This window comes from Pseudonocardia phyllosphaerae (genome assembly GCF_046546475.1).
GTDB lineage: Bacteria > Actinomycetota > Actinomycetes > Mycobacteriales > Pseudonocardiaceae > Pseudonocardia > Pseudonocardia phyllosphaerae.
In genome coordinates, this window is sequence record NZ_JBKGXS010000013.1 from 21,187 (window position 1) to 36,308 (window position 15,122).

Here is a 15,122-nt window from a genome sequence, read left to right on the forward strand (position 1 = left end):
TCAGGCCGCGATCCCGCTGTGGCGCCGCTGCCGCTGCGGCGTGACCCGGACGTCCCAGGTCCACTCGATCACCAGGGTGCCGGGGCAGTCCGGGCACGACACCGCGACGCCGACGATCTCGGCGGCCGGCAGCTCGGCCTGGTTGCCGCAGTCGTCGCAGCGGCACCAGGAGACCTCGGTAACGGAGAGATCGGTGCCGGAGTGGCCGGTGAACGACACCTCGCGCGTGGCTCCGTACATGCGTTCGAGGGTGAACCACATGCCTGTCATTCGCAAGGAGCCACGCGGCGAGCGGGCGGCGGTGTGAGACCGGAGGCGGTGTCGGACCGAACGCTGCGTGGGACCGAGGTTCAGATCTCGTCGATCAGGTCGGCCACCGACGGCACGACCCGCGACGGCCGGAACGGGAACCGGTCGATCTCCGAGGACTTCGTGATCCCGGTGAGCACCAGCACCGTGCGCATCCCGGCCTCCAGGCCGGCGAGGATGTCGGTGTCCATCCGGTCGCCGATCATCACCGTCGACTCGGAGTGCGCGCCGACCTTGTTCAGCGCCGCGCGCATCATCAGCGGATTCGGCTTCCCGACGAAGTACGGGTCCTTCCCGGTCGCCTTGGAGATCATCGCCGCGACCGAGCCGGTGGCCGGGAGCAGCCCCTCCGGCGACGGGCCGGTCGCGTCCGGGTTGGTCGCGACGAAGCGGGCACCGTTGCTGATCAGCCGCACCGCCGTGGTCACCGAGGAGAAGCTGTAGGTGCGGGTCTCGCCGAGCACGACGTAGTCCGGGTCGGTGTCGGTGATGACGTAGCCCTTGTCGTGCAACGCCGTCGTCAGGCCGGCCTCGCCGATGACGTAGGCGCTGCCCTTGGGCCGCTGCTCGTCGAGGAACGCCGCCGTCGCCAGCGCCGAGGTCCAGATCGACTCCTCGGGGATGTCGAGGCCGGTACTCGAGAGCCGGTACTGCAGGTCGCGGGCGGTGTGGATGCTGTTGTTGGTCAGCACCATGAACGGGATGCCCTTGTCGCGCAGGCGGGACAGCAGCCGGTCCGCCCCCGGGACCAGGTTGCCCTCACGGATCAGGACGCCGTCCATGTCCGTCATCCAGCAGTCGATCGGCTTCTGTTCTCCCACGGGCCCGACCCTAGCCGTGCGCGGGCTGGCACACCGGGCACCAGAACAGGTTGCGCCCGGCGTGCGCGGAGTGGTTCACCCCGGTGCCGCACACCAGGCAGGGCATCCCGGCGCGGCGGTAGACGTAGACCTCGCCGCCGTGCCGGTCGTTGCGCGCGACCTGCCCGCGCCTGCGCGGGTCGTGCTCCGGCCGGACGGTGTCGATCCGGTTGCGGCGCACGCCGTCGCGCATGAGGGCGACGAGGTCGGGCCACATCGCGTCCCAGGTGGCGCGGTCCAGCTCGCGGCCCGGCAGCTGCGGGTCGACGCCGTGCCGGAACAGCAGCTCGGCGCGGTAGACGTTCCCGACGCCGGCGAGCACCGACTGGTCCATCAGCAGCGTCGCGACCGGGCTGCGGGAGCGGGAGATCCGCTGCCACACCTGCTCGGGGTCGGCGTCGGGGCGCAGCGGGTCGGCGCCGAGACGGCCGCGGATCGCGCGGGCCTCGGCACCGGTGAGCAGCTCGCACGCGGTCGGGCCGCGCAGGTCGGCGTAGTGGTCGGCGCCGACGAGACGCATCCGGACCTGGCCGCGCGGCTCCGGTGCGGGCAGCGCGGCCTCGGCGAACGTGCCGTACAGCCCGAGGTGGACGTGCACGACGCGGTCGCGGCCGTAGCGGTGGAACAGGTGCTTGCCGTGTGCCTCGGCCGCCGTCATCACCTCTCCGTCGAGCAGCTCCGCCGACGCGGCGAAGCGGCCCTGCGGGCTGGAGACGGCGACCGGGCGCCCGACGAACAGCTTGCGGTGCAACCGGGCGAGCCGGTGCAGGGTGTGGCCCTCGGGCACTGCTACTTCGGCAGGTCGTACTCGCCGGTCTGCTCGTAGGTCAGCATCTGGTCGATGCGGCGCTGGTGGCGGTCGTCGCCGGAGAACGGGGTGCTCAGGAACGCCTCGGCGATCGCGGTGACCTCGTCGAACGAGTGCTGGCGGGCACCGACGCCGATGACCTGCGCGTCGTTGTGCTCACGAGCCAGCGACGCGGTCGCCTCGTTCCAGGCCAGCGCGGCCCGGATGCCCTGCACCTTGTTCGCGGCGATCTGCTCACCGTTGCCGGAGCCGCCGAGCACGATGCCCAGCGAGCCCGGGTCGCCGACGACGCGGCGAGCGGTCTCGATGCACCAGGCGGGGTAGTCGTCGAGGGCGTCGTAGGTCGGCGCACCGACGTCGACGGCCTCGTACCCCTTGCCATTCAGGTACTCGACCAGCTTGCCCTTGACCTCGAAACCGGCGTGGTCACTGCCCAGGTAGACGCGCACGGGGCAGGATCCTGCCATGCGGATCGGCGGGGTGGACGGTGTCCCCACGGGCTGGGTGGTCTGTGTCGTCTCCGGGATCGGTTCAGTTCCCGCTTCCGGGGCGGCGGAGACAGTGGAGATGGCGGAGGCGGAGGTGCGGTGGTCGGTGGTGCCGGACGCGGCCGCGGTCCTGGAGGCGACCGCCGGATGCGACGCCGTCGCCGTCGACATCCCGCTGGCGTTACCCGTCGACGGCACCCGCCGCGAGGCCGAGCGACTCGCGGCGGCGCGGCTGGGACCGGCGCGCTCGTCGTTGTTCCCGACGCCGCCGGAGCCGGTGCTCACCGCGGACTCCTACGAGTCCGCGTGCGCCGCCGCGCAGCGCGTCACCGGGAGGAAGATCAGCCTGCAGGCCTGGTACATCGTCCCGAAGATCGCCGAGTTCCAGCAGGTCACCCTGCCCGCGCACGTCGTGGAGGCCCATCCGGAGCTGTCGTTCCGGACGCTGGCGCCGCAGGTGCGGTTCGCGTCGAAGAAGACCGCGCGCGGGGCCGGGCAGCGGGTGGCAGCCCTGTCGTCGTGGCTCTCCCCGGCCGCGGCGCTGGGGGACCTGCCCGGCGCAGCCCGGATGGACGACGTGCTGGACGCGCTGGCGTGCGCGTGGACGGCGTCGCGGGTGGCGGCCGGGACCGCGGAGCTGCTCGGCCCGGGGGCCGACGCCCGGGGCCGGTCGACGGCGATCGCGGTCTGAGCGGGAGACTCCGGAACCGTGGCGGACCGGTGGCTCGAGCTGGGGCGCGGGGTGTTCGCGCGCAGGCACGACGAGCTGGACCTGACGACCGGGCTCGTCGTCGGCGCGGAGCGGGCGCTGGTGATCGACACCCGCGGCGACGAGGCCCAGGGCGCCGATCTGGCCGCGGCCGTGCGGGAGGTGACGGCGCTGCCGCTGCTCGTCGCGATCACCCACGCTCACTTCGACCACGCCTTCGGGACGTCGGCGTTCCCCGGCTCCCCGGTGTACGCCCAGGCCGGCTGCCCGGGCGCGCTGGTCGCGACGACCGCCGTCCAGCGGGCCGAGTGGGTGCGCCACTACCGCGACACGGGCGCCCCGGCGACCGCGGAGGCGTTGCGGCGCACCGTGCCCGTGCTGCCCGACCGTCCCGTCCGCGACGCGCTGACCCTGGACCTCGGGGGCCGGGTCGTGGAGCTGGTGCATCCCGGCCCGGGGCACACCGGGCACGACCTCGCCGTCGACGTACCGGACGCGGGTGTGCTGTTCGCCGGGGACCTGCTGGAGAACGGGGCTCCGCCGTCGTACGGGCCGGACGCGTATCCGAGCTGCTGGCCGGACGCGGTCGCGGCGCTGCTCGCCCGTCCGGCGGGGGTGTTCGTGCCCGGACACGGTGACCCGATGACCCGGGCGGAGGCGACCGCACAGCACGCGGAGCTGATGCGGCGACGCTGAGCCACTCCGCACAGCTCGACAGTCATCCGTACAGCTCAGCGCAAATGGGCCGGACGGACCAACCCCAGAAGATGATCTCCGTGGGACATGTCGGTGTAACAGCGACGTCCTAGCGTCCCGGGCGTGGGGGACGTACCGCTCGTAGGAGTTGAAGAGGAGTTCCACGTCGTCGGCCTGGCCGACCGGCGTGCGGCGCCGGAGGTGGACCGGCTGCTCGAGCAGCTCGACGGCAAGGAGTTCTTCCCCGAGCTGCAGCGCTCGCTGGTGGAGACGAACTCGCCCGCGACACCGTCGCTCGACGACCTGCGTGCCGAGATCCGCCGGCTGCGCGGCAGCCTGCGCGCCGCCGCGGAGCCGCTCGGGCTCGGCGTCGTCGCGGCCGGGACGGTGCCGCTGGTCGACCTGTCCGGCGACGACATCTCCGCAGGCGCCCGCTACGAGCGGATGCAGCACGAGTACCAGATGCTGGTGCGTGAGCAGCACATCTGCGGCGTGCAGGTGCACGTCGACGTCCCGGACCGCGACACCGCGGTGCAGGTCGCCCGCCGTGTCTCCCCGGCCCTGCCCGCCCTGCTGGCGATCACGTCCAGCTCGCCGTACTGGCGCGGGCACGACTCCGGCTACGCCAGCTACCGCAGCATGATCTGGCAGCGCTGGCCCACCGCGGGCCCGCCCGGCGCGGTCACCACCGCCGCCGAGTACGACGCCATGATCACCGACCTGATCGCGTCCGGGACGATCAGCGACGCCGGGATGCTCTACTTCGACGTCCGGCCCAGCGCGCACCTGCCGACCGTCGAGCTGCGGGTGTGCGACGCCTGCCCCGAGGTCGACGACGTCGTGCTCGTCGCGGGGCTGTTCCGCGCCCTGGTCGGGAAGGCCCGTGCCGACACCGAGGCCGGGCTGCCGCTGCCCCGGATCCGGCACGAGCTGCTGCGCGCCGCCGGGTGGCGGGCCGCGCGCTCCGGGCTGGAGGGCGACCTCGTCGATCCGGCCGGGCCGGTGCTGGTCTCCCCCGCCGTGCAGCTGCGCGGGATGCTCGCCGAGCTGCGGCCGTGGCTGGAGGAGACCGGGGACCTGGAGCAGGTCACCGAGCTGACCGAGGCGGTGCTGGCCCGCGGGTCCGCGGCGGCGCTGCAGCGGCGGGCGTTCGGGCGGCGAGGGTCGCTGGCCGACGTCGTCGACGACTTGGTGGCCCGCACCCAGGGCGAGGTGCCCGCGGTCGAGCCGCCGTCGACGGTGCCGTGCGCGCCGGAGCTGCTGCGCGACTACACCCCGCCCCGCTACGACGAGGCCGTCGACGACGACCGCGAGGTCCGCCCCGCCTACGGCTGGCTGTTCCGCGCCCTGGAGCGGCTCGGCCCGCGCGGGATGGCCGCCGCCGAGACCGCGCTGCGGACCGAGCAACGCGCCCGCGGGGTCACGTTCCCGGTGCCGGGCGTCGAGCCGGACGCCGACGGCGCGCGGCTGTTCCCGCTGGATCTGGTCCCGCGGCTGATCGCGCCGGGCGACTGGGCGCACCTGTCGTCCGGTCTCGCGCAACGGATCCGGGCGCTCGAGCAGTTCGTCCGCGACGTCTACGACCGGCAGGAGATCGTCCGCGACGGCGTCGTGCCTGCCCGCGTCGTGCAGGACGCCCCCGGCCGCACCCGCTCCGGGTCACTGGTCCCGCCGGACGCGGTCCGGATCGCCGTCGGCGGCATCGATCTCGTCCGCGACCGCGACGACGACGGCTGGGTCGTCCTCGAGGACAACCTGCGGGTCCCCTCCGGGATCGGCTACTCGATGATGAGCCGCCGCCTGCTGCGCAGCGTGCTGCCCGACCTGGAGTCCCCCGAGGACGTCCTCGGCCTCGACGACGTGCCGGACCGGCTGCGTGCCGCGCTCGCCGCCGGCGACCCCGACGGCCCGTACGGCGAGCCGGCGCTGCTCAGCGCGGGCGAGTCCGACCCCGCGTACTTCGAGCACACGCTGCTGGCCGAGTCGATGGGGATCCCGCTGGTCACCCCGGCGAAGCTGCAGGTCACCGACGGCGACGTGTTCCTCGTCGCCGGAGGCGGGCGGCGCCGCCGGATCACCACCCTGTACCGCCGGATGGACGAGTCGGAGCTGGCGGTCGCGCGCGGCGCGGACAGCCGCCCGCTCGGACGGGCGCTGCTCGGGGCGATCGCACGGGGCCGGGTCGCGCTGCGCAACGCGCCCGGCAACGGCGTCGCCGACGACAAGCTGGTCTACGCCTACGTCCCCGACATGATCCGCTACTACCTGAACGAGGACCCGGTGCTGGCCTCGGTGCCGACGCTGCCGTGCGTCGACCCGGCCGCCCGCGAGCAGGTCCTCGACCGGCTCGCCGAGCTGGTGCTCAAACCCGTCGACGGCTACGGCGGCGCCGGCATCCTGATCGGCCCCGACGCCACCCGCGACGAGCTGGCCGCGGCCGCCGAGGGCATCCGCGCCCGGCCCGCTGGCTGGGTCGCCCAGGACCTCGTGCGGATCTCCACCCACCCCACGTTCACCGACGGTGTCCTCCAGCCACAGGCCGTCGACCTGCGGGTCTTCGCCGTCCAGTCGCCCGGGCGCGGCACCCGGCCGGACGTGGACGTGCTGCCCGCGACGCTGTCCCGGGTCGCACCCCCCGGCGGGATGATCGTCAACTCCTCGCGCGGCGGCGGGGCGAAGGACACCTGGATCCTGGCCTGAGCGGCGGGCGCCGGGGGTCAGCTCCCGGTGGCCGCGCCGAACCAGGGCCGCGGGTCCGGGGCCTCCGGCGGCGGGACGAGCACGACGGTGTCCAGCCCCGCCTCGCCGTAGGCGGGAACGACGTCGGCGACCGCATCGGGATCGGGGGCGGCGAGGTAGCCGACCCGCCGGAACCCCGGGCCGGGCTCGCCCAGTGCCACGGTCGCGAGAGCGTCGGCGACCTGCTCCGGGGACAGTCCCGAGTCGAGCAGGACACCGTCGCCGACCTCGCCCGCGAGCTGCAGGGTCTTCCTCCCGCGCGCGCCGACCAGTACGGGCGGCACCTGCGCGGGCGGGTGGTCCAGCGTCACGTCGTCGAGGGTGACGTAGCGCCCGTCGGTGCGGACGGTCTCGCCGGCCAGCAGATCGCGCACCGCCAGGGTGGACTCGCGCAGCAACGTCATCGGTGACTCCGCGCGGGCGCCGACCTGCCCCATCCAGTCCAGGACGCCGTGCCCGAGCACCGGCAGGAACCGGCCGGGGAACAGCCGGGCCAGGCTCGCGAACTCCATGGCCGTCACCGCCGGGTTGCGCAACGGCACCGGGAACAACCCCATCCCGACCTGCAGGTTCTCGCTGCGGGCCAGGGCCGAGGCCGCCGTGGCGACCCCGCCGTGCAGGAAGCAGTCCTCCCACAGCCACAGCTGTGACACCCCCGCGGCCTCGGCGTCGCCGACGACGCCGAGGAGCTCCTCGGGTGCCAGGTCCGGCCGGAACACGACTCCGATCTCCATCCGCCCACTCTGGCACGGGTGGGCAGTGGTCACCGGGCGGTAACAGCGCGGGTCTTGCGGACTCCGCGGCCGCGCCGTGAGGTGGAGGGGTGTGCGGGATCGCGGGTGAGCTCCGCTTCGACGACCGGCCGGCCGACGCCGAGGCGCTGGCCCGGATCACCGCCGACATGGCGCCGCGCGGACCGCACGGGCACGGCCTGCACGTCGCCGGACCGGTCGGCCTCGGCCACCGGCGGCTGAAGGTCATCGACCTGTCCGAGTGCGGTGCGCAGCCGATGGTCGACCCCGAGCTGGGGCTGTCGCTGGTGTTCAACGGCTGCATCTACAACCACCGCGCACTGCGCGAGGAGCTGCACGCGCTGGGGTACCGGTTCTTCTCCGGCTCCGACACCGAGGTGGTGCTCAAGGCGTTCCACCACTGGGGCCCGGACTGCGTGCGCCGCTTCCACGGGATGTTCGCCTTCGCCGTGCACTCCCGCGACGACGGCTCGCTGACCCTGGCCCGCGACCGGCTCGGCATCAAGCCGCTCTACCTCACCCGCGACGCCCACCGGCTCCGCTTCGCCTCCACGCTGCCCGCGCTGCTGGCAGGCGGCGGCGTCGACACCAGCCCGGATCCCGTTGCGCTGCACCACTACCTGAGCTTCCATGCGGTCGTCCCGCCGCCGCTGACCGTGCTGGCCGGGGTGCGGAAGCTGCCGCAGGCCACCGTCCGCGTGATCCGCCGCGACGGCCGCGAGACCGACACCTGCTACTGGCGCCCCGAGCACGTCCGGCGTCCGGAGTTCGAGGGCCTCGACGCCGCGGACTGGGCCGCGATCCTGCGCGAGAAGCTGCGGACCGCGGTGCGGCGGCGCACCGTCTCCGACGTGCCGGTCGGGGTGCTGCTCTCCGGCGGGCTCGACTCGTCGGTGATCGTCGCGCTGCTCGCCGAGCACGGGGTGCCGAACCTGCGGACGTTCTCCGTCGGGTTCCCGCCCGCCGGCGGTGAGCAGGGCGACGAGTTCGCCTACTCCGACCTGGTGGCGCGCGAGTTCGGCACCGTCCACCACCGGATCATGATCGATCCGGCCCGGCTGCTGCCCGCCGTCGACGCGACGATCGCGGCGATGTCCGAGCCGATGACCAGCCACGACTGCGTCGCGTTCCACCTGCTGTCCGAGGACGTGTCCCCGCACGTGCGGGTCGTGCAGTCCGGGCAGGGCGCCGACGAGGTGCTGGCCGGCTACAACTGGTACCCGCCGCTGGCGCACACCCCGCGCAGCGAGGCCGCGCAGGCGTACGCGAACGTGTTCTGCGACCGCCCGCACGCCACGATGGCCGACATCCTGGAGCCCGAGCACCTGCTCGACCACGACCCGAGCCGGACGCTGATCGCCGAACACATGGGCCGCCCCGGCGCCGCCACCGCCGTCGACGCCGCGCTGCGGCTCGACACCGGCGTGATGCTCGTCGACGACCCGGTGAAGCGGGTCGACAACATGACGATGGCCTGGGGCGTCGAGGCACGGACCCCGTTCCTGGACCACGAGCTCGTCGAGACCATGGCCGCCTGCCCGCCCGAGCTGCAGCTCGCCAACGGCGGGAAGGGTGTGCTGAAGGACGCCGCGCGCGGGCTCGTGCCGGACGCCGTGATCGACCGGCGCAAGGGGTACTTTCCGGTTCCGGCGATCCGGCACCTGGACGGCGGGCTGCTGGAGCGGGTGCGCGAGGCGGTCACCGACCCGCGGGCCCGCAAGCGCGGCCTGGTCCGCGACGACTGGGTCGACCGGATGCTGCGCGACCCGAACGCGCACCGGACGACCTTCGGTGCGAACGCGTTGTGGCAGGTCGCGGTGCTGGAGATGTGGCTGCAGGAACGGGGGTTGTGACGTGCACGGTGCCGGCCCCGACGCGCCCGCGCACCACTCACCCGTCCCGTCACCGGACGGGACGCTGCTCGCCTGGATCTCCGACGTCACCGGGCGCCCGCGGGTGCACGTGGCACCGCTGCCCTCCGCCGGCCCCGTCACCGGCGGCCGGGTGCTCGACGCCGGGGGCATCGACCGTCCCGACGCCGTCTCCCTGGCCTGGTCCCCCGACGGCGGGCGGGTCGCGGCCGAGATCGCCCCGTCCGGCGGCGACCGGCACCGGGTGCTCGTGCTGGACCCGGCGGGCGGGCCCGCCACCGAGATCGCCCCGGCTGCGGCCTGCGTGACCCTCGGGGCGTGGTCGCCGACCGGGCGCCACCTCGGCGTGACCCTCTTCCCCGGCTCCGGCGACCCCGCCGCCGACGGCTACGGCGCAGGCACCGCCTGCCTGGTCGACACCCGCGACGGGTCCTCGGTCGTCGTCGGCAGCGGGCAGGCCGCGGCGGTGCAGGCGATCTCCGCCGACGCCCGCCGCGTCGTGCTGCGCACCGGACGCCGCGGCGAGCGCCGCCTGGAGCTGCTCGACCTGCACACCGGCAGCCGCGACCGGCTCGTCGGCGGCCGCGCGTTCGTCGCGACGGCACGGTTCGGCACGTCACCGGGCACGCTGTGGGTGCACACCGACGCCGGACGCGAGCACGCGGCGCTGCTCGCCGTCGCACTCGGGCCCGCCGCGGACCACCGGATCGCCCCGGCCCGCGTCGTCGCCGGACGGTCCGACGCCGACCTCGACGTGGCCGCGCTGGACCCGTCCAGCACGCACGCCGTGCTCGTCTGGAACGCCGGTGGGCGCACCGAGCTGGAGGTCGCCGACCTGCGCGGCGGGCGGCCCAGGGGCCTCGCCGCACCGATGGACGTCGTGACCGGGGTGAGCGTGACCCGCGACGGCCGGTCGGTGCTGGTCGCGGGCCACTCGCCGGGCGCCCCGCCGCACGTCGTCCGGGTGCCGCTCGACGGGTCCGCTCCGGCCACCCCGCTGCTGCCCGCGACCCCGTGGCGCACCACCACCCGGCCCGAGCCGGTCGCCTTCGACGCCGAGGACGGCCTGGAGCTGCGCGGCTGGCTGCACCGCCCCGCCGCGCCGAACGGCGTCGGGCTGCTGTGGTTCCACGGCGGCCCGGAGTCCGAGGAACGCCCCGGCTGGGCACCGCTCATGGCGGCGCTCGCCGCGGCCGGGGTCACCGTGCTCACCCCGAACGTCCGCGGCTCCTCCGGGCGCGGCGACACCTTCGCCCGGCTCGACGACCGGGAGCTCCGCCCGTTCTCGCTCACCGACGTGCGGGCCTCGGCCCGGTTCCTGGCCGGCACCGGCGGCGTCGAACGGGTGGTGGTGGCGGGCCGGTCCTACGGCGGATTCCTCACCCTGGCCGCGCTGACCCGGTTCCCGGAGCTGTTCGCCGCCGGCGTCGACGTCTGCGGGATGTCCGATCTGCCCGCCTTCTACGCCGGCACCGAGCCGTGGATCGCCGGGCCCGCCGTGCCCGAGTACGGCGACCCGCGTACCGACCGCGCCCTGCTCGACGAGCTGTCCCCGCTCGCCGACGCCGCGACGATCACCGCGCCGCTGCTGGTGGTGCACGGCGAGCACGACACGAACGTCCCGGTCGGGCAGGCGCACGCGATCGTCGACGCGCTGACCGGGCGCGGGCGGCCGGTGGAGCTGCTGCTCGTGCCGGACGAGGGCCACGAGATCGCCGACCGTGCCACCCGGGCCGCGACGAACGAGCGGATCGTGGCGTGGGTGTGCGCGGCGGCCGGGCGGCCCGCGGTCAGCCCGGGCTGAGCGTCAGGCCTGGCTGAACGACTGCAGGACCTCGCGGTTCTGCCCGTCGGTGCCGACGACGAACCGGTAGTTCTCCCGGCTCTGCGACCCGTCGGCGCGCTGGAACACCACCGTCGCGGTGACGGTGTTCGGCCCGGCGTTGCGCAGCTGCTCGGCGTAGACCACCCGCATCTGGCTGTAGAACGCGCGGTAGCCGGAGATGCCGCCGGACTGTGCCTGGGCCTGCGGGCTCAGCTTCGCGAACGCACCGTCGATGTCGTCGGGCAGCATCCGGTAGTAGTTCTGCACGAACGACACCGGGTCGGCGACCATCCCGGCACCGGTCGTCGGGGCAGGCGTGGTGGTCGGCGGCGGCGTGGTCGGCGTCGGGGACGCCGAGGTCGGCGGTGCGGTCGTCGGGGCCGGGGCGGGAGCCGGCGCGGGCTCCGTCGGGGCGGCGGCGACCGGCGGCGGGGTCTGCTGGTTGCTGCGGACGGCACCGATCGCGATCCCGCCGACGGCGACGACCAGCAGCACGGCGGCGATCGCCAGGATCACCGGCAGCCGGGTGCGGTTGCCGCGCCTCGCGCCGCCCTTCGCCGCGGCGGCGCCACCGGGGATGACCTGCGGGGTCGGGACGGGCGCGTCGGCGACGGTACCGCCGTCGTGCGCGGCCGGGACGACGGCGCTGTCAGCTCTGCCGGCACCGTCGGCACCGTCGGCGCTGTCGGCACCGTCGTGGGCGCCGTCCCCGAGGGCCCCGCCATGAGCGCCGTCGGAGGGTGCGGCGAGGCCTGCGACCGAGCGGCCGGCCGCGATCCGGGCCAGCGCGTCCCGGGCCTGGGCGGCGCTGGGCCGCTCCTCCGGGTCGTTGGCGAGCAGCCGCATCAGCAGCGCGGTCAGCGGACCGGCGTGCTGCGGCGGGGTGATCTGGCCGGTCGCGACCTTGTGCAGCAGGGCGTAGGCGTTGTCGTCGAGCCCGAACGGCGGCTCGCCCTCGACGGCGGCGTAGAGCGTGGCGCCCAGGGCGAACACGTCCGAGGCGGCCGTCGGCTCCTGCCCGCGGGCGACCTCGGGCGCGAGGAACGCAGGCGTCCCGGCGATCACGCCGGTGCGGGTGAGCTGCACGTCGTCGACGGCACGGGACACACCGAAGTCGGTGATCTTGGCCCGGCCGTCCTCGGCGATCAGGACGTTGCCCGGCTTGATGTCGCGGTGCACGACCCCCGCGGTGTGCGCGGCGGCCAGCCCGTCGGCGACCTGGCGCCCGATCGCGGCGGCCTCCCGCGGCGGGATCGGGCCCTTCTCGGCGAGCACCGCGGCCAGCGAGCGCGACGGCAGGTACTCCATGACCAGCCACGGCCGCTCGTCGTGCACCACGACGTCGAACATCGAGATGACGTGCGCGTGCTGCAGCCGGGCACCGATCCGGCCCTCCCGCAGGATCCGCTGCCGGGACTCCTCGAGCTGCTCCGCCGACGGCACGGCGGCCGCGAGGAGCTCCTTCACGGCCACGGTGCGGTTCAGCAGCTCGTCCGTGCCCCGCCAGACGGCACCCATCGCTCCGGCACCGATCCGCTCGTCGAGCCGGTAGCGGTTCCCGATCCGGAGGGAGTCGGGGGAGGGCGAGCTCATGAGGTCCAAGGGTAGTGATCCGGGGAGGGCGCACGGCGAGCAGGGCACCGGCCCGGGGGACGGGCCGGAAGGACGTCGAGACTACGCGTCCCCTCCTCCCCCATCGAGGCTCCACGCCGTAGGCCACCGGAGTGACCTGTCACCGGGGCAACCCCAGTTTGGCCGCACAGGCCGGCCACGATCCGTAACTGCCCCGGGCACTGCGAACGCGCTCCGCGACCGCGATCTGCTGTTCGCGGGTCGCCCGGTCGGCGGTCGGCGCGTACGCCGTTCCGCCGAACTCCTTCCAGGTGGTGCGATCGAACTGGAGGCCGCCGTAGTAGCCGTTGCCGGTGGAGATGGCCCAGTTGCCGGTCGACTCGCAGTGGGCGATGCGGTCCCAGGTGGAGTTCTTCGCGACGGGCGGGGCGGCGGGCTGCGCTGCCCTCTTCGCGGGCTGTTCGGCCTTCTTCCCGGGCTTCTTCCCCGGCTGCTCGGCCTGCTTCCCGGCCTGCTTCCCGGGCTTCTGCTCGGCCTTCTTCCCGGGTTTGCCCGGGGTCGCGGGCTGCTTGGGGTCGCCGCGGAAGGTCCGGCCGTCCGGGTCGGCGCCGGACGCCGGCTGCTCCCCCGCCTCGGCTTTCTCGGCCTTCTTCCCGCCCGGCTCCCCCGCCTGTCCCCCGGTCCCGATCGCCGTCCGGATCTGGGCGAGGTCCGGCTCGCCGTAGCCCGCGGCCACGTCGTCGACGACCAGCACCCAGTCCCGCACCCCGCCGTCGGGCACGGCGAACCGCACCACCCCGGCGCTGTCCAGCTCCGCGAGCCGCAGCACCTGCCCGGACGCGGGGTCCACCCACCAGGGGCGGACCCGCGTCCCGGCCAGCAGGTCCAGGTCCAGCTGGATGTCCGCGCCGGTCGGCGTGTGCGCCAGCGCGTACGACCCGTCGTCGGCACTCGCCACGTCCACCCGGCCCGCCGCCGCGGCCCGGACGGTGAACCCGCCGTCGCGGTAGGGGCTGACCGCCGCCCGCGCGGCACCGAACTCGGGCGGCTCGGTGGCCAGCGCCACCTGGCTCCCGACGACGGCGCCGGCCACGGCCAGCACCGCCCCGACCACCGACGCCACCCGCCGCAGGGGAAGTCCCACCATCTCGTCCACGGCGGGGACGGTCCTCGGCGGGCGCGCTCACCGGGCCGGAACGGTGTACCTCGTTCGCGATCGCGACCAGGCGGACGCTGGCCATCCCTCTCTCCGCGCCTTAACCTGTGAGCGCAATGCGATGCATTACGATATGGGAATGTCGTGGCGGGAGATCCGGTGGAGCGAAGCAAGCGAGGTCCACATCGCGCGTCACGATGTCGCCCCCGGCGAGGTCGAGCAGGTGGTCAACACGCGGGCATTCGACCGCCGCGGCTTCTAGAAATCGGATGACCAGCCCCACCACGACCGGACCGGAGGCCAGCGCCATGACTCAGGACGAGATCGACCAACTGCGCGAGCACTACGACTACACCGACCTCAGCGACAGCATCGAGCGTGCGGCCGCCGAGACCGACGTCGAGCCGAATCCCATGGTCACGACGTCGCTGCGCCTGCCCAAGGATGTGCTCGACTGGGTCCGCGAGCAGGCCGACGCCCAGCACGTGAAGCCGACCGCTCTGGTCCGCCGCTGGATCGAGGAGCGGCGGACCGCGAGCAGTTCGGTCGAGGACCGGCTGTCCCGGTTGGAGAACGCCGTCTTCGACCGGGCCTCCTGACCCGGGAGCTGCTACCTCAGTAGTCGAACGACGGGTCCTCGGTCCGGGTCCGCTTCAGCTCGAAGAAGTGCGGGTAGCTCGCCAGCAGCCGCGACCCGTCGAACACCCGGCCTGCCTCCTCGCCCTTCGGCACGACCGAGATGACCGGGCCGAAGAAGGCGACGCCGTCGATGTGGATGGTGGGGGTGCCGACGTCGAGCCCGACGGGGTCCATGCCCTCGTGGTGGCTGGCGCGAAGCTTCTCGTCGTACTCGGTGGAGGTGGCGGCCTCGGCGAGCTCGGCGGGCAGCCCGACCTGGTCGAGGGACTCACGGATCACGGCGTCGAGGTCGTCCTTGCGGCCGCGGTCGTGGATCCGCTCCCCCATCGCGGTGTAGAGCGGGCCGAGGACGTCGTCGCCCTTCTGCTCGGCGGCGGCGATGCAGACCCGCACCGGGCCCCACGCCTTGCGCATCAGCTCGGCGTAGTCCTCGGGCAGGTCACGGCCCTCGTTGAGGACGGCGAGGCTCATGACGTGCCAGTGCACGTCGACGTCGCGGACCTTCTCGACCTCGAGGATCCAGCGGGAGGTCAGCCACGCCCACGGACAGCGCGGGTCGAACCACACGTCGACGCGGGCGGTCGTGCCGGCGGCGGACTCAGCGGAAGTCGTCATGTCCGTGGCAACGACGCGGCGGCGGGACTGATTCCTGCGGGCCCACGACCGGGGCACGTGATTGGATGCCACGAGACCATCTC

Annotated in this window: 14 protein-coding genes; 6 read left to right on the plus strand and 8 right to left on the minus strand. The window is 74.3% G+C overall.

Features of this window, described 5'->3' with window-relative positions; all coding sequences use genetic code 11:
- From ACLE50_RS21260 to ACLE50_RS21275, 4 genes are all read right to left on the minus strand, one after another.
- Entirely contained in the window at window positions 1-240 is a 240-nt protein-coding gene (locus ACLE50_RS21260) for a hypothetical protein (RefSeq protein WP_410945377.1), read from the minus strand.
- 110 nt (window positions 241-350) lie between these two features.
- The gene (locus tag ACLE50_RS21265) at window positions 351-1,100 is read right to left on the minus strand and encodes an HAD-IIA family hydrolase (RefSeq protein WP_410945435.1); all 750 of its coding nucleotides are present in this window, start codon (window positions 1,098-1,100) and stop codon (window positions 351-353) included.
- 40 nt (window positions 1,101-1,140) lie between these two features.
- On the minus strand, window positions 1,141-1,956 hold the full coding sequence (locus ACLE50_RS21270) for an Fpg/Nei family DNA glycosylase (RefSeq protein WP_410945378.1): 816 nt from the start codon (window positions 1,954-1,956) through the stop codon (window positions 1,141-1,143).
- A 2-nt stretch (window positions 1,957-1,958) separates the two neighbouring features.
- The gene (locus tag ACLE50_RS21275; RefSeq protein WP_410945379.1) at window positions 1,959-2,426 is read right to left on the minus strand and encodes a ribose-5-phosphate isomerase; all 468 of its coding nucleotides are present in this window, start codon (window positions 2,424-2,426) and stop codon (window positions 1,959-1,961) included.
- 16 nt (window positions 2,427-2,442) lie between these two features.
- On the opposite strand from ACLE50_RS21275, the gene ACLE50_RS21280 reads away from it, so the two are divergent.
- The 3 genes from ACLE50_RS21280 (at window position 2,443) to ACLE50_RS21290 (ending at window position 6,570) form a co-directional block, all read left to right on the plus strand.
- Window positions 2,443-3,156 (plus strand): DUF429 domain-containing protein, encoded by a 714-nt coding sequence (locus ACLE50_RS21280; RefSeq protein WP_410945380.1) that lies wholly within the window; start codon window positions 2,443-2,445, stop codon window positions 3,154-3,156.
- Window positions 3,157-3,174: 18 nt separating this feature from the next.
- A complete protein-coding gene (locus ACLE50_RS21285; protein WP_410945381.1) occupies window positions 3,175-3,870 on the plus strand; it encodes an MBL fold metallo-hydrolase in 696 nt (231 codons plus the stop codon).
- 123 nt (window positions 3,871-3,993) lie between these two features.
- Window positions 3,994-6,570 (plus strand): glutamate--cysteine ligase, encoded by a 2,577-nt coding sequence (locus tag ACLE50_RS21290; protein WP_410945382.1) that lies wholly within the window; start codon window positions 3,994-3,996, stop codon window positions 6,568-6,570.
- 17 nt (window positions 6,571-6,587) lie between these two features.
- On the opposite strand, the gene ACLE50_RS21295 is transcribed toward ACLE50_RS21290, so the two are convergent.
- On the minus strand, window positions 6,588-7,343 hold the full coding sequence (locus ACLE50_RS21295; RefSeq protein WP_410945383.1) for an LLM class flavin-dependent oxidoreductase: 756 nt from the start codon (window positions 7,341-7,343) through the stop codon (window positions 6,588-6,590).
- Between the two features lie 89 nt (window positions 7,344-7,432).
- On the opposite strand from ACLE50_RS21295, the gene ACLE50_RS21300 reads away from it, so the two are divergent.
- Complete coding sequence (locus tag ACLE50_RS21300) at window positions 7,433-9,214, plus strand: N-acetylglutaminylglutamine amidotransferase (protein WP_410945384.1); 1,782 nt, start codon at window positions 7,433-7,435, stop codon at window positions 9,212-9,214.
- Between the two features lies 1 nt (window position 9,215).
- Window positions 9,216-11,036, plus strand: a complete 1,821-nt coding sequence (locus ACLE50_RS21305; protein ID WP_410945385.1) for an alpha/beta fold hydrolase — start codon at window positions 9,216-9,218, stop codon at window positions 11,034-11,036.
- Between the two features lie 3 nt (window positions 11,037-11,039).
- On the opposite strand, the gene ACLE50_RS21310 is transcribed toward ACLE50_RS21305, so the two are convergent.
- Both ACLE50_RS21310 and ACLE50_RS21315 read right to left on the minus strand, forming a co-directional pair.
- Window positions 11,040-12,650 (minus strand): serine/threonine-protein kinase, encoded by a 1,611-nt coding sequence (locus ACLE50_RS21310; protein WP_410945386.1) that lies wholly within the window; start codon window positions 12,648-12,650, stop codon window positions 11,040-11,042.
- Between the two features lie 139 nt (window positions 12,651-12,789).
- Window positions 12,790-13,776, minus strand: a complete 987-nt coding sequence (locus ACLE50_RS21315; RefSeq protein ID WP_410945436.1) for a transglycosylase family protein — start codon at window positions 13,774-13,776, stop codon at window positions 12,790-12,792.
- Window positions 13,777-14,054: 278 nt separating this feature from the next.
- Between ACLE50_RS21315 and ACLE50_RS21320 the strand changes: the two genes are divergently transcribed.
- Entirely contained in the window at window positions 14,055-14,384 is a 330-nt protein-coding gene (locus ACLE50_RS21320; protein WP_410945387.1) for a hypothetical protein, read from the plus strand.
- 16 nt (window positions 14,385-14,400) lie between these two features.
- On the opposite strand, the gene ACLE50_RS21325 is transcribed toward ACLE50_RS21320, so the two are convergent.
- Entirely contained in the window at window positions 14,401-15,039 is a 639-nt protein-coding gene (locus tag ACLE50_RS21325) for a mycothiol-dependent nitroreductase Rv2466c family protein (protein ID WP_410945388.1), read from the minus strand.
- Window positions 15,040-15,122: the final 83 nt, after the last annotated feature.

Excerpts from the sequence above, each read along its gene's own strand:
- ACLE50_RS21265 (WP_410945435.1), bottom strand. The coding sequence starts at position 1,100 with ATGACGGACATGGACGGCGTCCTGATCCGTGAGGGCAACCTGGTCCCG.
- ACLE50_RS21325 (WP_410945388.1), bottom strand. The coding sequence starts at position 15,039 with ATGACGACTTCCGCTGAGTCCGCCGCCGGCACGACCGCCCGCGTCGAC.
- ACLE50_RS21320 (WP_410945387.1), top strand. The coding sequence starts at position 14,055 with ATGACCAGCCCCACCACGACCGGACCGGAGGCCAGCGCCATGACTCAG.
- ACLE50_RS21315 (WP_410945436.1), bottom strand. The coding sequence starts at position 13,776 with ATGGTGGGACTTCCCCTGCGGCGGGTGGCGTCGGTGGTCGGGGCGGTG.
- ACLE50_RS21280 (WP_410945380.1), top strand. The coding sequence starts at position 2,443 with ATGCGGATCGGCGGGGTGGACGGTGTCCCCACGGGCTGGGTGGTCTGT.
- ACLE50_RS21295 (WP_410945383.1), bottom strand. The coding sequence starts at position 7,343 with ATGGAGATCGGAGTCGTGTTCCGGCCGGACCTGGCACCCGAGGAGCTC.
- ACLE50_RS21260 (WP_410945377.1), bottom strand. The coding sequence starts at position 240 with ATGTACGGAGCCACGCGCGAGGTGTCGTTCACCGGCCACTCCGGCACC.
- ACLE50_RS21310 (WP_410945386.1), bottom strand. The coding sequence starts at position 12,650 with ATGAGCTCGCCCTCCCCCGACTCCCTCCGGATCGGGAACCGCTACCGG.